The sequence below is a fragment of the Streptomyces sp. PsTaAH-137 genome (genome assembly GCF_003259365.1).
Taxonomy (GTDB): domain Bacteria; phylum Actinomycetota; class Actinomycetes; order Streptomycetales; family Streptomycetaceae; genus Streptomyces.
In genome coordinates this window covers 481,255-498,862 of the sequence record NZ_QLLY01000004.1, presented here as the reverse complement: position 1 = coordinate 498,862, position 17,608 = coordinate 481,255, and the positions used below count along the sequence as shown (strand labels likewise).

14 protein-coding genes and 1 riboswitch are annotated in these 17,608 nt (G+C 69.8%); of the genes, 5 read left to right on the top strand and 9 right to left on the bottom strand.

Going from position 1 to position 17,608, the window contains the following annotated elements; genetic code table 11:
- Positions 1-41 precede the first annotated feature (41 nt).
- The 4 genes from cydD to hisC form a co-directional block, all read right to left on the bottom strand.
- The gene (gene cydD, locus K377_RS11335; protein WP_111663098.1) at positions 42-3,569 is read right to left on the bottom strand and encodes a thiol reductant ABC exporter subunit CydD; all 3,528 of its coding nucleotides are present in this window, start codon (positions 3,567-3,569) and stop codon (positions 42-44) included.
- Between the two features lie 51 nt (positions 3,570-3,620).
- Positions 3,621-4,625, bottom strand: coding sequence for a cytochrome d ubiquinol oxidase subunit II (gene cydB / locus K377_RS11330; RefSeq protein WP_111663097.1), 1,005 nt, complete (start codon positions 4,623-4,625; stop codon positions 3,621-3,623).
- Positions 4,626-4,644: 19 nt separating this feature from the next.
- The gene (locus K377_RS11325) at positions 4,645-6,150 is read right to left on the bottom strand and encodes a cytochrome ubiquinol oxidase subunit I (protein ID WP_111663096.1); all 1,506 of its coding nucleotides are present in this window, start codon (positions 6,148-6,150) and stop codon (positions 4,645-4,647) included.
- Positions 6,151-6,402: 252 nt separating this feature from the next.
- Positions 6,403-7,482 (bottom strand): histidinol-phosphate transaminase, encoded by a 1,080-nt coding sequence (hisC, locus tag K377_RS11320; RefSeq protein WP_111663095.1) that lies wholly within the window; start codon positions 7,480-7,482, stop codon positions 6,403-6,405.
- 376 nt (positions 7,483-7,858) lie between these two features.
- On the opposite strand from hisC, the gene K377_RS11315 reads away from it, so the two are divergent.
- The 3 genes from K377_RS11315 to K377_RS11305 all read left to right on the top strand — a co-directional run bounded on the left by K377_RS11315 (position 7,859) and on the right by K377_RS11305 (position 11,358).
- Complete coding sequence (locus K377_RS11315) at positions 7,859-8,974, top strand: LacI family DNA-binding transcriptional regulator (protein WP_111663094.1); 1,116 nt, start codon at positions 7,859-7,861, stop codon at positions 8,972-8,974.
- A gap of 227 nt (positions 8,975-9,201) precedes the next feature.
- Positions 9,202-10,293: a metallophosphoesterase gene (locus K377_RS11310; protein ID WP_111663093.1), complete on the top strand. Its 1,092-nt coding sequence runs from the start codon at positions 9,202-9,204 to the stop codon at positions 10,291-10,293.
- Between the two features lie 183 nt (positions 10,294-10,476).
- Entirely contained in the window at positions 10,477-11,358 is an 882-nt protein-coding gene (locus K377_RS11305; RefSeq protein ID WP_111663092.1) for a hypothetical protein, read from the top strand.
- 94 nt (positions 11,359-11,452) lie between these two features.
- On the opposite strand, the gene thiC is transcribed toward K377_RS11305, so the two are convergent.
- Positions 11,453-13,246, bottom strand: a complete 1,794-nt coding sequence (gene thiC / locus K377_RS11300; protein ID WP_111663091.1) for a phosphomethylpyrimidine synthase ThiC — start codon at positions 13,244-13,246, stop codon at positions 11,453-11,455.
- A riboswitch (TPP riboswitch) is annotated at positions 13,239-13,395 on the bottom strand. It overlaps the preceding gene by 8 nt.
- 71 nt (positions 13,396-13,466) lie before the next feature.
- Between thiC and K377_RS11295 the strand changes: the two genes are divergently transcribed.
- On the top strand, positions 13,467-14,822 hold the full coding sequence (locus K377_RS11295) for a YibE/F family protein (protein WP_111663090.1): 1,356 nt from the start codon (positions 13,467-13,469) through the stop codon (positions 14,820-14,822).
- Between the two features lie 93 nt (positions 14,823-14,915).
- Here K377_RS11295 and K377_RS11290 read toward each other — a convergent pair whose 3' ends face one another.
- The 4 genes from K377_RS11290 to K377_RS11275 form a co-directional block, all read right to left on the bottom strand.
- The gene (locus K377_RS11290) at positions 14,916-15,383 is read right to left on the bottom strand and encodes an SsgA family sporulation/cell division regulator (protein WP_111663089.1); all 468 of its coding nucleotides are present in this window, start codon (positions 15,381-15,383) and stop codon (positions 14,916-14,918) included.
- A gap of 100 nt (positions 15,384-15,483) precedes the next feature.
- Entirely contained in the window at positions 15,484-16,263 is a 780-nt protein-coding gene (locus tag K377_RS11285; RefSeq protein WP_258395010.1) for an IclR family transcriptional regulator, read from the bottom strand.
- Positions 16,264-16,437: 174 nt separating this feature from the next.
- A complete protein-coding gene (locus tag K377_RS11280; RefSeq protein WP_111663224.1) occupies positions 16,438-16,656 on the bottom strand; it encodes a DUF5326 family protein in 219 nt (72 codons plus the stop codon).
- 194 nt (positions 16,657-16,850) lie between these two features.
- A complete protein-coding gene (locus K377_RS11275; protein ID WP_111663088.1) occupies positions 16,851-17,168 on the bottom strand; it encodes a cupin domain-containing protein in 318 nt (105 codons plus the stop codon).
- A 59-nt stretch (positions 17,169-17,227) separates the two neighbouring features.
- On the opposite strand from K377_RS11275, the gene K377_RS11270 reads away from it, so the two are divergent.
- Positions 17,228-17,605, top strand: a complete 378-nt coding sequence (locus K377_RS11270; RefSeq protein WP_111663087.1) for a phage holin family protein — start codon at positions 17,228-17,230, stop codon at positions 17,603-17,605.
- The last annotated feature ends 3 nt before the right edge of the window (positions 17,606-17,608 follow it).

The window sequence follows — 17,608 nt, the reverse complement described above, 5'->3', positions numbered from 1 at the left end:
CCTTGAGAGTAGTTAGTCCTATTTGGCGAGGAAAGTCGGGATCAGCCGGTGAAACCGGCGGCGGCGACAGCCGGCCCCGCGCCGACCAGCAGCTCGGTCTCTCCCTCCCGCTCCCGCATCCGCCGCAGCGGCCCGTCGACAGCGGCCAGCTCGGCGTAGGAGCCGCGCTGCGCGACCCGCCCGCCGTCGAGCACGATCACCTCGTCCACGGCGTCCAGACCGGCGAGCCGGTGCGTGATCAGCACGGTCGCCCGTCCCCGGGTCGCATCCAGCAGGTCCGCGGTGAGCGCGTCGGCGGTCTCCAGGTCCAGGTGCTCGGCGGGCTCGTCGAGCACCAGGACCGGGAAGTCGGCGAGCAGCGCGCGGGCCAGCGCGAGCCGCTGCCGCTGCCCGCCGGAGAGCCGGGCCGCGTGCTCGCCCACCAGCGTGTCGAGCCCGTCGGGAAGCGCGTCCGCCCACTCCAGGAGCCGTACGCGGTCGAGCGCGGCCCGCAGTTCGTCCTCGCCGGCGTCCTTCTTGGCGAGCAGCAGGTTCTCGCGGACCGAGCTGTCGAAGAGGTGCGCGTCCTGCGCGCAGAGCCCGACCAGGCGGCGTACGGCGTCGCCGTCGAGGGCGTCGGCGTCCGTCCCGCCGAGCGTGTACGTCCCGCTCTCCGCGTCGAGGAAGCGCAGCAGCACCTGGGCGAGGGTGGTCTTGCCGGAGCCGGACGGGCCGACGACGGCGACCCTGCGGCCCCGCTCCAGGGTCAGGCCGACGCCCGCGAGCGCGGGCCGCGCCGCGCCCTCGTAGCGCGCGCCGAGGTCCCGCACGACGAGCGGGAAGGGGTCCTGCGGCGCCGGAGCGGGCCGCTCGGGCTCGCGTACGGGTTCGGGGGCGTCCAGGACCTCGTAGACCCGCTCGGCGCTCTTGTGGACCCGCTGGCGGTACTGCACGGCCAGCGGCAGCCCGAGGACCGACTCGAACGCGGCGAGCGGGGTCAGCACCACGACGGCGAGCGCGACCCCGTCGAGCTGTCCGGCGCGCACGCCCTGGACGCCGACGAGCGCCGCGGCGGCCACGGTGAGGCCGGTGATCAGCGCGGTGAGGCCGTCGCCGAGAGCGGTCGCGGTGGCGGTGCGCGAGGCGATCCGGGTCAGCGCGGAGTCGGCGGCGCGGGCCTCCGCCGTGCGGCGCGGCAGGGCACCCGCGACGGTCAGTTCGGCGGTGCCGGTGAGCAGTTCGGCGGCGCGGGTCGCGAGGACGCCCCGCGCGGGCGCCAGCTTCCGTTCGGCGCGGCGGGACACGGCGCCGGACAGCAGGGGCACGCCGATCCCGGCGAGCAGCAGTCCGACGGCGAGGACGGCACCGGCGGCGGGCAGCATCCAGGCGGTGAAGGCCACCGATCCGACGCCGACCAGGGCGGCCACGGACGCGGGCAGCAGCCAGCGCAGCCAGTAGTCCTGGAGGGCGTCCACGTCGGCGACGAGGCGGGACAGCAGGTCACCGCGGCGCTGCGTGCGCAGTCCGGCGGGCGCGAGCCGCTCCAGGCGCCGGTAGACGGCGACCCGGGTGTCGGCGAGCATCCGCAGCACGGCGTCGTGCGAGACGAGCCGCTCCGCGTACCGGAAGCAGGCCCGGCCGATGCCGAACGCGCGCGTGGCCGTCACCGCGACCATCAGGTACAGCACCGGTGGCTGCTCGGAGGCGCGCGAGATCAGCCATCCCGAGGTGGCCATCAGGCCGACGGAGCTGCCGAGCGCGAGGGCGCCGAGCAGCAGTGCGAGAAGCAGCCGCGAGCGGCGGGGGCGGGCGGCGGCCCGCAGCCGGGTGAGGACGTGACCGCGCGCTGCCCCCTCGTCGCGGGTCTCCCGGGCCTGCTCGGACGCCTGCCGCGCCAGCTGCGCAGGCACCGCGGCGGGCGCCGGGACCGTGGGGGCCGAGCCGGTCCGCCCCTCGCCCGGTGCCTCGATCCGGACCACCCGGTCGGCCACCGCGAGCAGCGCGGGCCGGTGCACGACGAGGAGCACGGTCCGTCCGACGGCGAGCCTGCGCACCGCCTCGACGATGCCCGCCTCGGTCTCGCCGTCCAGCGCGGCCGTCGGCTCGTCGAGCAGCACCACGGGCCGGTCGGCGAGGAACGCCCGGGCCAGCGCGAGGCGCTGCCGCTGTCCCGCGGAGAGCCCGGCCCCGTCCTCGCCGAGTACGGTCGCCACGCCCTCGGGCAGCGCTTCCACGAACTCCAGGGCGCCGGCGTCCCGCAGGGCGCCGAGCACCGCCGCGTCGTCGGCGTCGGGCCGCGCGAGCCGTACGTTGTCGGCGATCGACCCGGCGTACAGCTGCGGCCGCTGCGGCACCCACGCCACGCGCGCGTGCCACGCCTCCCGCGACACGTCCGCCAGATCGGCGCCGCCCACGAGGACCCGCCCGCCCGAAGGACGGACGAAACCGAGCAGCGCGGCCAGCAGGGTCGACTTGCCCGCCCCGCTGGGCCCCACGAGGGCGACCGTCTCCCCTTCGGCCACCTCGAAGGAGAGGTCGGAGACCGCGTCCGCGTCCCGTCCCTCGTAGCGGACCGACACCCGGTCGAAGCCGATGCCGCGGCCCGCCGGGACGTCCTGCGTGCCGGACTCGGGCAGCGGGGTCTCCAGGACGGCGAAGATCTCCTCCGCCGCCGCCAGGCCCTCGGCCGCCGCGTGGAACTGGGCGCCCACCTGCCGCAGCGGCAGATACGCCTCGGGCGCGAGAACGAGGATGACCAGACCCACGTACAGGTCCATCTCGCCGTGCACGAGCCGCATGCCGATGGTGACGGCCACCAACGCCACCGAGAGCGTCGCCAGCAGTTCCAGCGCGAACGACGACAGGAAGGCGATCCGCAGGGTGCGCATGGTCGCTGCGCGGTACTCGCCGGTGATCTTGCGGATGGAGTCGGCCTGCGCCTTGGCGCGGCCGAACACCTTCAGGGTCGGCAGGCCCGCGACCACGTCCAGGAAGTGCCCCGAAAGCCGCGACAGCAGCCGCCACTGACGGTCCATCCGGGACTGGGTGGCCCAGCCGATGAGCATCATGAAGATCGGGATTAGGGGCAGGGTGCCGACGATGATCGCCGCCGACACCCAGTCCTCGGTGACGACCCGGACGAGTACCGCCACCGGGACCACCACCGCGAGCCCCAACTGCGGCAGATAGCGCGAGAAGTAGTCGTCCAAGGCATCGACGCCGCGCGTCGCGAGGGCCACCAGCGAACCGGTGCGCTGTCCCGCGAGCCACCCCGGGCCGAGCCGCGCGGCCCGCTCCAGGAGTCGCCCGCGCAGCTCGGACTTGACCGCCGCGCTCGCCCGGTGCGCGGCCAGCTCGGTCACCCAGGCCACCAGACCGCGCCCGGCGGCGACCACCGCGAGGAGGATCAGCGGGGTGGCGAGCCGCCCCGCGTCGAAGCCGTGCTGGAAGGCCCCCACCACCACCTCGGCGATGAGCATCGCCTGAGCAATGACCAGGCCCGCCCCGACGGCGCCGAGGAGGACCACCGCGATCAGGAAGACGCGGGTGGCCCGGGCGTACCGGAACAGGCGCTGGTCGATCGGTTTCACGTGAAACACACCCTCACGTAGGCGAGTCGGAGTGCGGGGGCGAGCAGGTGCTCAGTGCGCGGCGTCGGCGATGTGGTGCGTGCCGATCCGCTTGCGGAACACCCAGTAGGTCCAGCTCTGGTAGAGCAGCACGATCGGTGTCGCGATCCCCGCGCACCAGGTCATGATCTTCAGGGTGTACGGGCTCGACGAGGCGTTGGAGGCCGTCAGGCTCCAGTCCGGGTTGAGCGAGGACGGCATGACGTCCGGGAACAGCGCCAGGAAGAGCATGGCGACCGCCGCCGCGATGGTGACGCCGGACAGGGCGAACGACCAGCCCTCACGTCCCATCTTGATGGCGCCGAGCGCCCCGACGAGCGTGACCACGGCCACGATCATCGCGCCGAGCGACCAGCCGTCGCCGGTGTGCACCTGGGTCCAGATCAGGAAGACGAGCGCGAGCACCGCGGTCACCAGACCGACCGTCAGCGCCAGCTTCCTGGCCCGCATCCGGATGTCGCCCACCGTCTTCAGCGCGGTGAACACCGCGCCGTGGAAGGTGAACAGCGTCAGGGTGACCAGGCCGCCCAGGATCGCGTACGGGTTGAGCAGGTCCCAGAAGTTGCCGACGTACTCGAAGTTCTTGTCGATCTTGACGCCGCGCACGATGTTGCCGAAGGCCACACCCCACAGCAGCGCCGGGATCAACGAGGTCCAGAAGATGGCGTGCTCCCAGTTCGTCTGCCACTTCTCCTCGGGCCGCTTCGCCCGGTACTCGAAGGCGACACCCCGGACGATGAGGCAGACCAGGATGATCAGCAGCGGCAGGTAGAAACCCGAGAAGAGCGTCGCGTACCACTCGGGGAAGGCCGCGAAGGTCGCGCCGCCGGCGGTCAGCAGCCAGACCTCGTTGCCGTCCCAGACCGGCCCGATCGTGTTGATCAGGACGCGCTTCTCGGTGCGGTTCCGGGCCAGCAGCTTGGTGAGGATGCCGACCCCGAAGTCGAAGCCCTCCAGGAAGAAGTACCCGATCCACAGGACCGCGATGAGGACGAACCAGACGTCGTGAAGTTCCATGACAGATGCTCCCTGGGCCTCAGTACGAGAAGGCCATCGGCTTGTCGGCGTCCCGGTCTCCGCCGATCTTCGTGGGCGGGTTGAGATCGTCGTCGGTCAGCTCGGGAGGTCCGGCCTTGATGTACTTCACGAGCAGCTTGACCTCGATCACGGCGAGCACCGCGTACAGCAGGGTGAAGACGATCATCGAGGTGAGGACCTCGCCCTGCGAGACACCGGGGGAGACCGCGTCACGGGTCTGCAGCACGCCGTAGACGACCCACGGCTGACGGCCCATCTCGGTGAAGATCCAGCCCCAGGAGTTGGCGATCAGCGGGAAGCCGAGCGTCCAGAGGGCGGCGAGCCAGTAGAGCTTGGTGAACTTCGGGCTGAGGGCCTTGTTCTTGAACAGCACCAGGTTCGGCACTTCGTCCTCACCCACCCGCAGGTGCTGAGGCAGCATGAACTTCTTGCGGGTGAGCCAGAGCCCGAGGATGCCGAGCGCGAAGGACGCCATCCCGAAGCCGATCATCCAGCGGAAGGCCCAGAAGGTGACGGGGATGATCGGGCGGTAGTCGCCGGGCCCGTACTTCTCCTGCTCGGCCTTGTTGGTGTCGTTGATGCCGGGGACGTACGAGTGGAAGTTGTCGTCGGCGAGGAAGGACAGTATCCCGGGGATCGACAGCTCGACGGAGTTGTGGCCCTTGCTGACGTCGCCGTACGCGAACACCGAGAACGGCGCGGAGTTCTGTCCGTCCCACAGGGCCTCGGCGGCGGCCATCTTCATGGGCTGCTGCTTGAACATGACCTTGCCGAGCTGGTCACCGCTGACCGCGGTGAGCAGGCCGCCGACGATCACGGTGATCAGGCCGAGGCGCAGCGAGGTCTTCATCACGGGGATGTGCTTCTTGCGCGCCAGGTGGAAGGCGGCGATGCCGACCATGAACGCGCCGCCCGTGAGGAAGGAGGCGGTCAGCGTGTGGAAGGCCTGGGTGAGCGCGGTGTTCTGGGTGAGCACGTGCCAGAAGTCGGTCAGCTCGGCGCGGCCCTTGGCCTCGTTGTACCGGTAGCCGACCGGGTGCTGCATCCAGGAGTTGGCCGCCAGGATGAAGTACGCGGACAGGATCGTGCCGATCGAGACCATCCAGATGCAGGCCAGATGGATCTTCTTCGGCAGCTTGTCCCAGCCGAAGATCCACAGGCCGATGAAGGTCGACTCGAAGAAGAACGCGATCAGCGCCTCGAAGGCGAGTGGCGCCCCGAAGATGTCACCGACGAAGCGGGAGTAGTCCGACCAGTTCATGCCGAACTGGAACTCCTGCACGATGCCGGTGACGACACCCATCGCGATATTGATCAAGAAGAGCTTGCCCCAGAACTTGGTGGCCCTGAGGTACTTCTCGTTCTCCGTCCGCACCCAGGCGGTCTGCAGCCCGGCGGTCAGTGCCGCGAGCGAGATCGTCAGGGGGACGAACAGGAAGTGGTAGACGGTCGTAATACCGAACTGCCATCGCGCCAGGGTCTCCGGCGCCAAAGCCAGGTCCACTGCGTCTCTCCTTACATCGCTGTGGTCACAGCGGCAGTTTGCCCCTTTAATCCCACAAATCCCGGGAGGAACCGGGACACGCTTGTGAACGCGTTCACATTCACAAGCATTATGTCGTACTGGTTGTCGGGATCCGAAGGGGGGTCCCCCTACTGCGATGAACGCCACAGGCGCTCCCGGACGACGACACAGAACGGCCGGAGGGCGCTGTGCTCGCCCTCCGGCCGTTCGCCGCCGTTCCCGCCGTCCGAGCTACATCTCCTTGCGGAACGCCTTGGCCGCCTGAAGGAAGATGTCGTTGGCCTCGGTCTCGCCGATCGTGGCCCGCATCCCCTCGCCGGCGAACGGGCGGACGACCACCCCGGCCGCCTCGCACGCCGCCGCGAAGTCCAGGGTCTTCTCCCCCAGCCGCAGCCACACGAAGTTGGCCTGCGTCTCCGGCACGGTCCAGCCCTGCTCCCGCAGCGCGTCGACGACCCGGGTCCGCTCGGCCACCAAGGAGCCGACACGGCCGAGCAGTTCGTCCTCCATACGCAGCGAGGCCACCGCCGCGTCCTGCGCGAGCTGGCTCACGCCGAACGGCACCGCGGTCTGCCGCAGCGCGGCCGCCACCGGCTCGTGCGCGATGGCGAAACCGACCCGCAGGCCCGCGAGGCCGTACGCCTTCGAGAAGGTCCGCAGCACCGCCACGTTCGGCCGGTCCCGGTAGATCTCCACGCCGTCCGGCACCTCGGCGTCACGGATGAACTCCCGGTACGCCTCGTCGAGCACGACCAGCACGTCGGAGGGAACCCGGTCGAGGAACCGCTCCAGCTCGGCACGTCGCACCACGGTGCCGGTCGGGTTGTTGGGGTTGCAGACGAAGATGAGGCGCGTGCGGTCGGTGATGGCGTCGGCCATCGCGTCGAGGTCGTGCACCTCGTCGCCGGTCAGCGGCACCCGCACCGACGTCGCGCCGCTGATCTGCGTGATGATCGGGTACGCCTCGAAGGACCGCCAGGCGTAGATGACCTCATCGCCGGGACCGCTGGTCGCCTGGAGCAGCTGCTGGGCGACGCCGACCGAGCCGGTGCCCGTGGCCAGGTGCGTCACCGGCACGCCGAAGCGGTCCGCCAGCTCGTTCATGAGCCCGGTGCAGGCCATGTCCGGGTAGCGGTTGAACGCCCCGGCCGCGGCGATCGCCTGCTCCATGACGCCGGGCAGCGGCGGATACGGGTTCTCGTTGGAGGAGAGCTTGTACGCCACCGGGCCCCCGGCGGCCGCGGGCTTGCCCGGCTTGTAGGCGGGGATCCCCGCCAGCTCCGCACGCAGCTTCGGGTTGGTCTCGCTCACCGCAGTCCTCCTTGTGGCCACCGTTCCAATACTGCTCACCTTAAGAGGATTCGCCGGCCGCCCCAATGGGCCGGCTCACCTCGGCTCACACGGGACCGCGCGGCGTACGGAGAGGGGGGAGCGCTCCATGCCCTGGCGTGCGCCCCTGGCTCGCGCCGTGGCGCGCATCACCCGTGAAGGTGAGTTGAGACCTGTTCGCAACATCGCCGACTTGGCAGGCTCATGCGTGCCGACAAGTGACGTACTAGCGTGATGACCTCCAACTCCCCTACATTCCAAGGTCATTGACGGTGCATCACCTTGCAGAAACGTGCCTGTCAACCCCGGCATATGCGCCCCCGCCATGCAGCCGCATGAGCCCTACTATCGGCTCGCCATGACAGCAGCAGGGAAGCACCAGGTGAGCCGGGCGGAGACGACGACCCGCAGAGGCACCCGGCCGGGCAGAGCGGGCATCAGAGATGTCGCCGCCGCCGCGGGGGTCTCGATCACTACTGTCTCCGATGCACTCAACGGCAAGGGCCGGCTCCCCGACGCCACCCGACGCCACGTCCGCGAGGTCGCCGACCGGTTGGGCTACCGCCCGTCCGCGGCGGCCCGAACGCTCCGTACCGGCAAGTCGGGCCTCATCGGCCTGACCGTGACGACCTACGGGGATGAACCTTTCACCTTCACCGAATTCGCGTACTTCGCGGAGATGGCCAGAGCCGCGACCTCGGCCGCGCTCGCCCGTGGGTACGCCCTGGTCATCCTGCCCGCCACCTCACGTCACGACGTGTGGTCGAACGTCGCGCTCGACGGCACCGTCGTCATCGACCCCTCCGACCACGACCCGGTCGTCAGCGAGCTGGTCCGCCAGGGCCTGCCCGTCGTCTCGGACGGGCGCCCCGGGGGCACCCTGCCGGTGACCGCCTGGGTCGACAACGACCACGAGGCCGCCGTGCTCGGCATCCTCGACCATCTCGCCGAGGCCGGCGCCCGTCGCATCGGCCTGCTCACGGGCACCACCACCGACACGTACACCCACCTCTCCACCTCCGCGTACCTGCGCTGGTGCGAGCGGATCGGGCAGGAGCCGGTCTACGAGTCGTACCCCGCGCACGATCCGTGTGCGGGTGCCGTCGCCGCCGACCGCCTGCTCGCCCGGCCCGACCGCCCCGACGCGGTGTACGGCCTCTTCGACCCCAACGGCACGGACCTGCTCGCCGCGGCCCGCCGCTACGGCCTGCGCGTCCCCGAGGACCTGCTGCTCGTCTGCTGCAGTGAGTCGAACGTGTACGCGAACACCGAGCCGCCCATCACCACCCTGTCGCTCAAACCGCGACGCATCGGCACGGCCGTCGTCCAACTGCTCATCGACGCCATCGAGGGCCTCGAATCCGATCAACCGGTCGAGCAGGTGATACCGACGGAACTCATCGTGCGGACGTCCTCGATGCGCCGCCCTTCCCGCACCACGGTCAGCCCACCGCGCTCCCCGAAGCAGGGCTGACCGTCCCGCCGCCGCCCCGCGACCGCGGGGCGGCCCGGAAACCAGCAAGGAAAAGTCCGCACCAATTCGGGAGAAATGAGGGGCGAACAGCCCCCCGTCACCGATTCACCACCCCTGGTGCATCACACAGCGCGAGCCGCATTCCTATGATGGGCGGACGACACCGCGGGCCGCTGCGACCAGGCAGTCCGATCCGGTGCACAGGCGGCGCAATGGTGGAGGGGTCGATGACTCAGGGGGCCGGTCAGGGACCCGCAGCGCGCACAGAGACGCTGCGTGATTTCCGCGTTCCCGCGTACGTCCATGACGTACCGGCGAATGTGATGCCCACCGAGCCCGCCCCCGGAGCGGAGAATCCCGACGCCTATCCGGAGGGATACACGCCGACGGAGCGCGATCTGCCGGTCATCAGCAGGACCGATCCGCCCCCGCCCGAGGCCCCGCAGCAGGCGCCGGTTCCCGCCCCCGTGGCGGGCGAAGGACCCGGTCCGCTGTTCGTCGTCGGCGACGTGCACGGCTATCTCGCCGAGCTGATCGCCGCCCTTCAGGAGAAGGGCCTGATCGACGCGGAGGGGAACTGGGCGGCGGGCACCGCCCGCCTGTGGTTCCTCGGCGACTTCACCGACCGCGGGCCCGACGGGATCGGCGTCATCGACCTCGTGATGCGGCTCTCGGCTGAGGCCGCCGCGGCGGGCGGCTACTGCAAGGCCCTCATGGGCAACCACGAGCTGCTGCTGCTCGGCGCCAAGCGGTTCGGCGACACCCCCGTCAATTCGGGCGCCGGCACCGCGACCTTCCAGGCCGCCTGGCTGCTCAACGGCGGACAGAAGTCCGACATGGACCGCCTCCAGGACGTCCATCTGCAGTGGATGTCCCGACTCGACGCGATCGAGATCGAGGACGACCACCTGCTGATGCACTCCGACGCCACGTCGTACCTCGACTACGGCGATTCCATCGAGGCCGTCAACGACACCATCCGCGAGACGCTCACGCGCAACGACGCGGACGAGTGCTGGGACCTGTTCCGCAAGTTCACCAAGCGGTTCGCCTTCCGCGACGAGGAGTCGGGCCCCGGCGCCGTCCGCGAGCTGCTCGGCGCCTTCGGCGGCAGCCGAGTGGTGCACGGCCACAGCCCGATCCCGTACCTCCTGGGCGAGGTCGGAGCCGAGTCCGGCGCCGACGACGCCGAGGAGAAGCCCGCCCGGCCCGCCGTCGAGGGACCGCACGTGTACGCGGGCGGACTCGCCATCGCCATGGACGGCGGTGTGACCATGGCCGGAAAACTCCTGGTCCAGCAACTGCCGATGGATATCTGAGAGTTGATCGGGAAGGCGCGGTAGACGGAGGATTCCTCCGGCCGCAAGGCCAATTTCCGGAAACCCCCTGTCACCGCGCGCCGTGGCAGCTCTACCATCGGCTTATCCGTAGCAGGCTCCCCTCCGTTTCTGCCCGACGGCTCGTACCCATGCGGGCCACCAAGCCCTACGGAGCATCGGGGGATGCACATGAACAGCGCTCCGCATTTGCTGAACGAGGACCGCCCCGAGTTCGAGCGGATCCTCGATGAGGCGCTGCGTACCGCACCGAACCGGCCTGATCTCGCCGCAGTGGGCCAGCGGCTCAACCCCGAACAGCTGCGCACCATGGCTCTCAACGCGGCGGCGTTGATCAGTGCCGCCGCAGCGACCGAGTACCAGCACTACATATCGGTCCGTGAGGATCTGCGTACCTCCCCGCGGCCCCAACCGCTCGACGAAGGAGGCACCTCCGGCACGACCTCGGAAACCGGCGGCGGCAATCCCCTGGGCTTCGCCGCCACCGTGAGTGACGTCGCGGAGACGACAGGGCCCGGTATCGCCGCGGTCGCCGTCGTCCTCTTCCCGGTGCTCGCCGGGACGGCCGCCGCGATCTTTCTGCTGGTCGGCTACATCCTGAAGATGCTCAACCCGCCACCGGACTTCGCCGGCACCCTGCTCACGGCCGGCTGGGTCTTCGGCGCGCTCACCGCGGCGGGCATCCTCGTCGCGGCGGTGTGCCTGCTGCTCACGGCTCTGCGCAACGGGGCGACCTCGCTCCAGGCCGGAGCCCACGGCGCGGCGAACGAGGCGGTGACGCGGGCCAGGGAAGCCTGGGCCAAGGCACTGCTGGAGCGGGGCATCCTGCCGTTCCTGCGGGAGGCTCTCGCCGAGCCGCCCGCGGGCGGTGGCTCACTCGGCGCCGGCCGGGCCGAGGCCACGAGCCGGATGCCCCAGCTCGGCTACAACAGGCCGGGGTTCAGCAGCCCTGACGGTGGCGGCACCGCCACCGGACAGCGCGCCGGCTTCTCCAGTCCGGACTTCTCCAGCCCGGACTTCGGCGGCCCCGAGCGCCGGCCGGACTGACCGTCCGACAGGTACACGAAGGCCGTGACCTCGGCTCGGGGCGCTGTGCACGAAGCCCCGAGCCGCAGTCGTGCGCGCCGGTACGGCCGACGCCTCAGTCGGCGATCGGCAGGTACACGCGGTTGCCCGCCTGCGCGAACTCCTTCGACTTCTGCTCCATGCCCGCCTCGATCTCGGACTGCTCCGACAGGAGCGTGCCGTGCTCGCGGCGGATGTCCTGGGAGATCTTCATCGAGCAGAACTTCGGGCCGCACATCGAGCAGAAGTGCGCGGTCTTCGCGGGCTCCGCGGGCAGTGTCTCGTCGTGGAACTCCCGTGCCGTGTCCGGGTCGAGGGCCAGGTTGAACTGGTCCTCCCAGCGGAACTCGAAGCGGGCGTCGGACAGCGCGTCGTCCCACTCCTGCGCGCCCGGGTGGCCCTTGGCGAGGTCGGCCGCGTGCGCCGCGATCTTGTAGGTGATGACGCCGGTCTTCACGTCGTCCCGGTTCGGCAGGCCCAGGTGCTCCTTGGGCGTGACGTAGCAGAGCATCGCCGTGCCCCACCAGGCGATCATCGCGGCGCCGATCCCGGACGTGATGTGGTCGTAGGCCGGGGCGACATCGGTGGTCAGCGGGCCGAGCGTGTAGAACGGCGCCTCCTCGCAGATCTCCTGCTGAAGGTCGATGTTCTCCTTGATCTTGTGCATCGGGACATGGCCCGGACCCTCGATCATCGTCTGCACGTTGTGCCGCTTGGCGATCGTGTTCAGCTCGCCGAGCGTGCGCAGCTCGGCGAACTGGGCCTCGTCGTTGGCATCCGCGATGGAGCCGGGGCGCAGGCCGTCGCCGAGCGAGTACGTGACGTCGTACGCCGCGAGGATCTCGCACAGCTCCTCGAAGTGCTCGTAGAGGAAGCTCTCCCTGTGGTGCGCGAGGCACCAGGCGGCCATGATCGAGCCGCCGCGCGAGACGATGCCGGTCTTGCGGTTGGCGGTCAGCGGGACGTACGGGAGGCGGACCCCGGCGTGGACCGTCATGTAGTCGACGCCCTGCTCGGCCTGCTCGATCACCGTGTCCTTGTAGATGTCCCAGGTCAGTTCCTCGGCCTTGCCGTCGACCTTTTCGAGAGCCTGGTAGAGGGGCACGGTGCCGATGGGGACGGGGGAGTTGCGCAGTACCCACTCGCGCGTGGTGTGGATGTTGCGGCCGGTGGAGAGGTCCATGACCGTGTCGGCGCCCCACTTGGTCGCCCAGGTCATCTTGTCCACCTCCTCCTCGATGGACGAGGTGACCGCGGAGTTGCCGATGTTGGCGTTGACCTTCACCAGGAACCGCTTGCCGATGATCATCGGCTCGATCTCCGGGTGGTTCACGTTGGCGGGCAGCACCGCGCGGCCGGCCGCGATCTCCTCGCGCACGACCTCGGGCTCGACGTTCTCCCGGAGGGCCACGTACTCCATCTCCGGGGTGATCTCGCCCCGTCGTGCGTACGCGAGTTGGGTCACCGCCTGTCCGTCGCGGCCGCGGCGCGGCTGGCGCGGGCGGCCGGGGAAGACCGCGTCCAGGTTGCGCAGACCGCCGCGCGGCGAGGTGTGCTTGATGCCGTCGTCCTCGGGGCGGACGGGGCGTCCCGCGTACTCCTCGGTGTCACCGCGGGAGATGATCCAGTTCTCGCGGAGGGGTGCGAGGCCCCGGCGGACATCGGTGTCGACGGTCGGATCGGTGTACGGGCCCGAGGTGTCGTAGAGCGTGACCGACCGGCCGTTGGTGAGATGCACCTGACGGACCGGCACATGGAGGTCGGGGCGCGAGCCCTCGATGTACCCCTTGTGCCAGCCGATGGACTTCCCGGCCTCGATCGGGCTGTCGCCCTGGTCGGAGGCAGGCGTGCGTGCGTCCTTGATGCTCATGAGAGCTACTCCCTACGCCGGCATTACCCGGTAACAGGTTCGGCGGTCGACGCAGCCGTCTTCGTCCTGCCTGTTTCACGTGAAACAGGTCCTGCGACGAAGGTCAGCGCCCTCTCAGCCCGGTGCTCCGAGCTCCCGCGTGTGCAAAGGTGCCCCCACGCTAGCGCCCCTTCGGACGCGTTGAACAGAGGGCCCCTGTCGTTCTTGCGATGATCGGTCGGTGACCACCACCCAGCAACCGCCTCCCCCGCCCCAACCGCCCCACGGACACGGCCCGTCCGAGGGAGGCCACGGCCACTCCCACAGCCACGGCCCGGCCGCCCCGGTCTCCAGGCATCTGCGAAAGGTCATCGCAGCGGTCCTGATCCCGTTCTCCGTGGCGGTGGTGGTGGGCCTCGCGGTGCTGTGGCCCGGCGGCGCACCGGCTCACGAGCGCACCGGCGTCGGCTTCGACCGGCAGACGCAGCAGGCCACGGTGGCCAAGGTCGAGAAGGTCTCCTGTGCCTCCGTGAACGCCTCGGGGGACACCCCGACCGGCGACACCTCCACGGCCGAGGGCTCCTCCGCGCAGCAACAGGCCCACGGCACCTGCGAGAACGCGACGATCCGCATCAACACCGGCAAGGACAAGGGCCGTACGTTCACCGAGGTCGTCCAGCCCGACTCGCCGCGGCAGTTGCACGAGGGCCAGAAGGTGATCGTGGCCTACGCGCCGGACGCCCCGGAGAATCTGCAGTACTCGGTCACCGATGTGAACCGCAAGATCCCGATGGTGCTGCTGGCCGGAATCTTCGCCCTCGCCGTGGTGCTGGTCGGTCGCATGCGGGGCGTCATGGCGCTGGTCGCGCTCGCGGTCAGCTTCGGGGTGCTGACGCTCTTCATCCTGCCCGCGATCCTCCAGGGCTCGAATCCCCTGGTGGTGGCGGTCGTCGGGGCCAGCGCCATCATGCTGATCGCGCTCTACATGTGCCACGGTCTGTCGGCGAGGACCTCCGTCGCCGTCCTGGGCACCCTGGTCTCCCTGGTGCTCATCGGTCTGCTGGGCTCGCTGTTCATCGGTTGGGCCGCGCTGACCGGCAACACGGACGACAACACCGGCCTGATCCACGGTCTGTATCCGGACATCGACATGAGCGGCCTGCTGCTGGCGGGCGTCATCATCGGCTCGCTCGGTGTGCTCGACGACGTGACGGTCACCCAGACGTCGGCGGTCTGGGAACTGCACGAGGCCAACCCGTCGATGGGCTGGCGGGGGCTGTACCGCGCGGGCATCCGCATCGGCCGCGACCACATCGCGTCCGTGGTCAACACCCTGGTGCTGGCGTACGCGGGCGCGGCGCTGCCGCTGCTGCTGCTGTTCTCGATCGCGCAGAGCAGCGTGTCGGACGTGGCCAACAGCGAGCTGGTGGCCGAGGAGATCGTCCGCACGCTGGTCGGCTCGATCGGCCTGGTGGCCTCTGTGCCGGTGACGACGGCGCTGGCGGCCCTGGTGGTCTCCGCCGACCGTCCGGGCCCTCAGGCCCCTGCCGGAGCCGCTCCTGCACGCGGTGGCAGAGGCCGACGACGTAAGGCGTGAGCGCGGAACTGCTCGGGTGCACCGCGCTGCTGAAGCGTTACGTCGACGTCGTCGAGGTCGTCGAGATCGTCTGAAGCCGTCGGCACGGGGGAGTCAGCCGGCGCTCTGCTCCTCGGCCAGGATCCGGTCGAGCGCCTCGTCGAGGTCGGCCTCGAAGTCGGCGAGGGCCTGCTCGTGACCGAGAGGCACCAGCTTGTCGGTGCGGTCGAGGAAGGCGATGATCGGCGCGACCCCGGCCCGGAACAGCGCCTGGTCGCTGCCGACCTGGAGCCTGATGTGGACCTCGCCCGGCAGCTCGGTGGTGATCCCGCCGCCCGACAGCTCCACGGGGGAGATCCGCACATCACCGTCGCCGGTCGCGCCGTTGACCCCGTCGACGAGGAGCTCCCGGCCGAACGCCCAGGTCACAGGTGCGTCACCAGGAAGATGGAAGGTCAGCCGCACGGCGTACGGGTCGGTGGACTCGTACCGGAGCTCCACCGGAATACGGAAAGCGAGCTCCTCGGAGACGAGGAAGCTCATCATGACCTCTGCTTGGACTGCTTGTACCGACTCGCGCATCGCCTACCCCGTCAACTTGCCGTCGATTGGCCAGGAATGACCTTCCTGACACTGCTGGCATCTTGCTCAACGTACACGGGGGATTACAAGGAGTGAGTTTTCAGATGCTGATAGAGAAGGCGAGTGTCCCCACCAGCCTGCCGATCTCGCCCTGCAGCCGACGGGTCACGGGAAGCAGTTTCTCGAACTGATGGGAGGGGAGAGAAATGGCCAACGTCGCGGCGGTGGAACCGACGGTGATCGGGAAGGCGGCACAGGCCGTGCCGAGCGCGTACTCCTGACGCTCGACGACGGGTTCCATGCGCTCCAGCGAACGGAGTTTCCGCAGGAGAGCGCGGTCGTCGCGCGGTGAGTACGGGGTGAGGGACGAGACGGGATAGCGGTCCAGATGGTCCCTGCGCGCGCCCTCGTCGAGCTGGGAGAGCAGGCACTGGCCGACGGCGTGGGCATGGCCGGTCTCGCGGAAGTCCGCCCACTCCTCGACGGCCGGACTGGCGGGGGTGTCGGCGACCGCGACGAGCTCGATCTCGCCGTCCCGATAGACCGCGAAGTAGACCGGGACCCCGAGCGTGTCGCGCCAGTGTCCCAAGGCGTCGATGATCATGCTGCGACGTTTCTGCTGCGCTCCGCTGCTGCTCAGCCGCTCGGCCGCGTCACCGAGAACGAAGACGCCCTTCTCCCTGCGCAGGTATCCCTCATGGGTCAGCGTGCGCAGCAGGTGATAGGCCGTGGGCAGGGCGAGCCCCGCCTCCCTCGCGAGCTGCTTGGCGGGCGCCCCCTCATCGTGCGAGGCGACCGCTTCGAGCAGGCGCATGGCTCTCTGGACCGAGCCGATGAGCGTCGTCTGCGAGGTGGCGGGTGCGGGATCAGCCGTGGCCAAGGTGTACCCCCGGTGCGCATGAGTCCCCCGCGTCTCCGGGGCTCATCCAGGGCTCACGGGGGCAAAGCAGTCGGATTCTGGACTTTAGCCCTTGAACACCGCCTGGTCGGGCCCGGAACCGAAACTTCCCCCGGTCGTGCGAACCGGCTCACCGCACGGGAACACGCCCGGCGCTCACCAGTCGCTGCCCCGCGAGGACGAGGAGCCCGTCATGAACCGCCGTACGAGGTAGATCAGTCCGCCGACCAGCGCGGCGAAGATCAGCACCTTGAAGAGCAGCCAGACCACGAAGCCGACGACGCTGGCGATCAGTCCGCCGAACACGACCAGGGCGATGACCGGCACCGCGACCCACTTCACCCACCACGGCATGCCCGCGAATATCTCTCGCATCGCCATCGCTCCTTCTCCGTGTCCCGCGCGGGACTCCTCCGATGCCCGTCGCCGGGACGCTTCTGTCTTCCTGCCATGAATGCTGGCACGCCGGGCCCGCGAACGGGGGCCCGCGAGCCCTTGTCCTCCCCTGACCCGACCCTTAGGGATTCCCGGGGTCGGCGGTCAGCCCTCCGGAGGGTCAGCCCTCGGGATCAGCCCTCGGGAGGGGAGAAGACCACGAGGACCCGCAGATCCTCGCTGATGTGGTGGAACTTGTGGGCGACGCCGGCCGGGACATAGACCACGCTGCCCCGTCCGACCTGCGTGGTCTCCATGCCGACGGTGATCGAGGCGCGGCCGCTGACCACCAGGTAGACCTCGTCCTGCTGGTGCGGCTGCTGCGGATCGTGCTCCCCCGCGTCCAGCGCGTAGAGCCCGACCGACATGTTCCGCTCGCGCAGGAACTGCAGGTACGCGCCGTCGTTGGCGGCGCGCTCCGCCTCCAGTTCATCCAGCCGGAATGCCTTCATCGCCGCTCGCCCGCCCCTGTCCACGTTCCACACCGATCATGTCTGCCACGATCAGACACATGAAGAATTTCGTAGTCAAGACGATCGCCAACGCGGGCGCCCTGGCCGTGGCGGTCTGGGTGCTCGACAAGATCACGTTGACCGGCGACAGCACGCCCAAGAAGGTCGGCACGCTGATCGTCGTCGCGCTCCTCTTCGGCCTGGTCAACTTGCTCGTGAAGCCGATCGTGAAGGTGCTCACCTTCCCGCTCTTCATTCTCACGCTGGGCCTGATCACGTTGATCGTGAACGCCCTGATGCTGCTGCTGACCTCGTGGCTGGCCGGGAAGCTGGACGTCAGCTTCCACGTCGACGGGCTGTGGACCGCGATCCTCGGCGGCCTGATCATCTCGGTCGTCTCCTGGGCGCTGAACCTCGCCCTGCCCGACGAGGACTGAGCC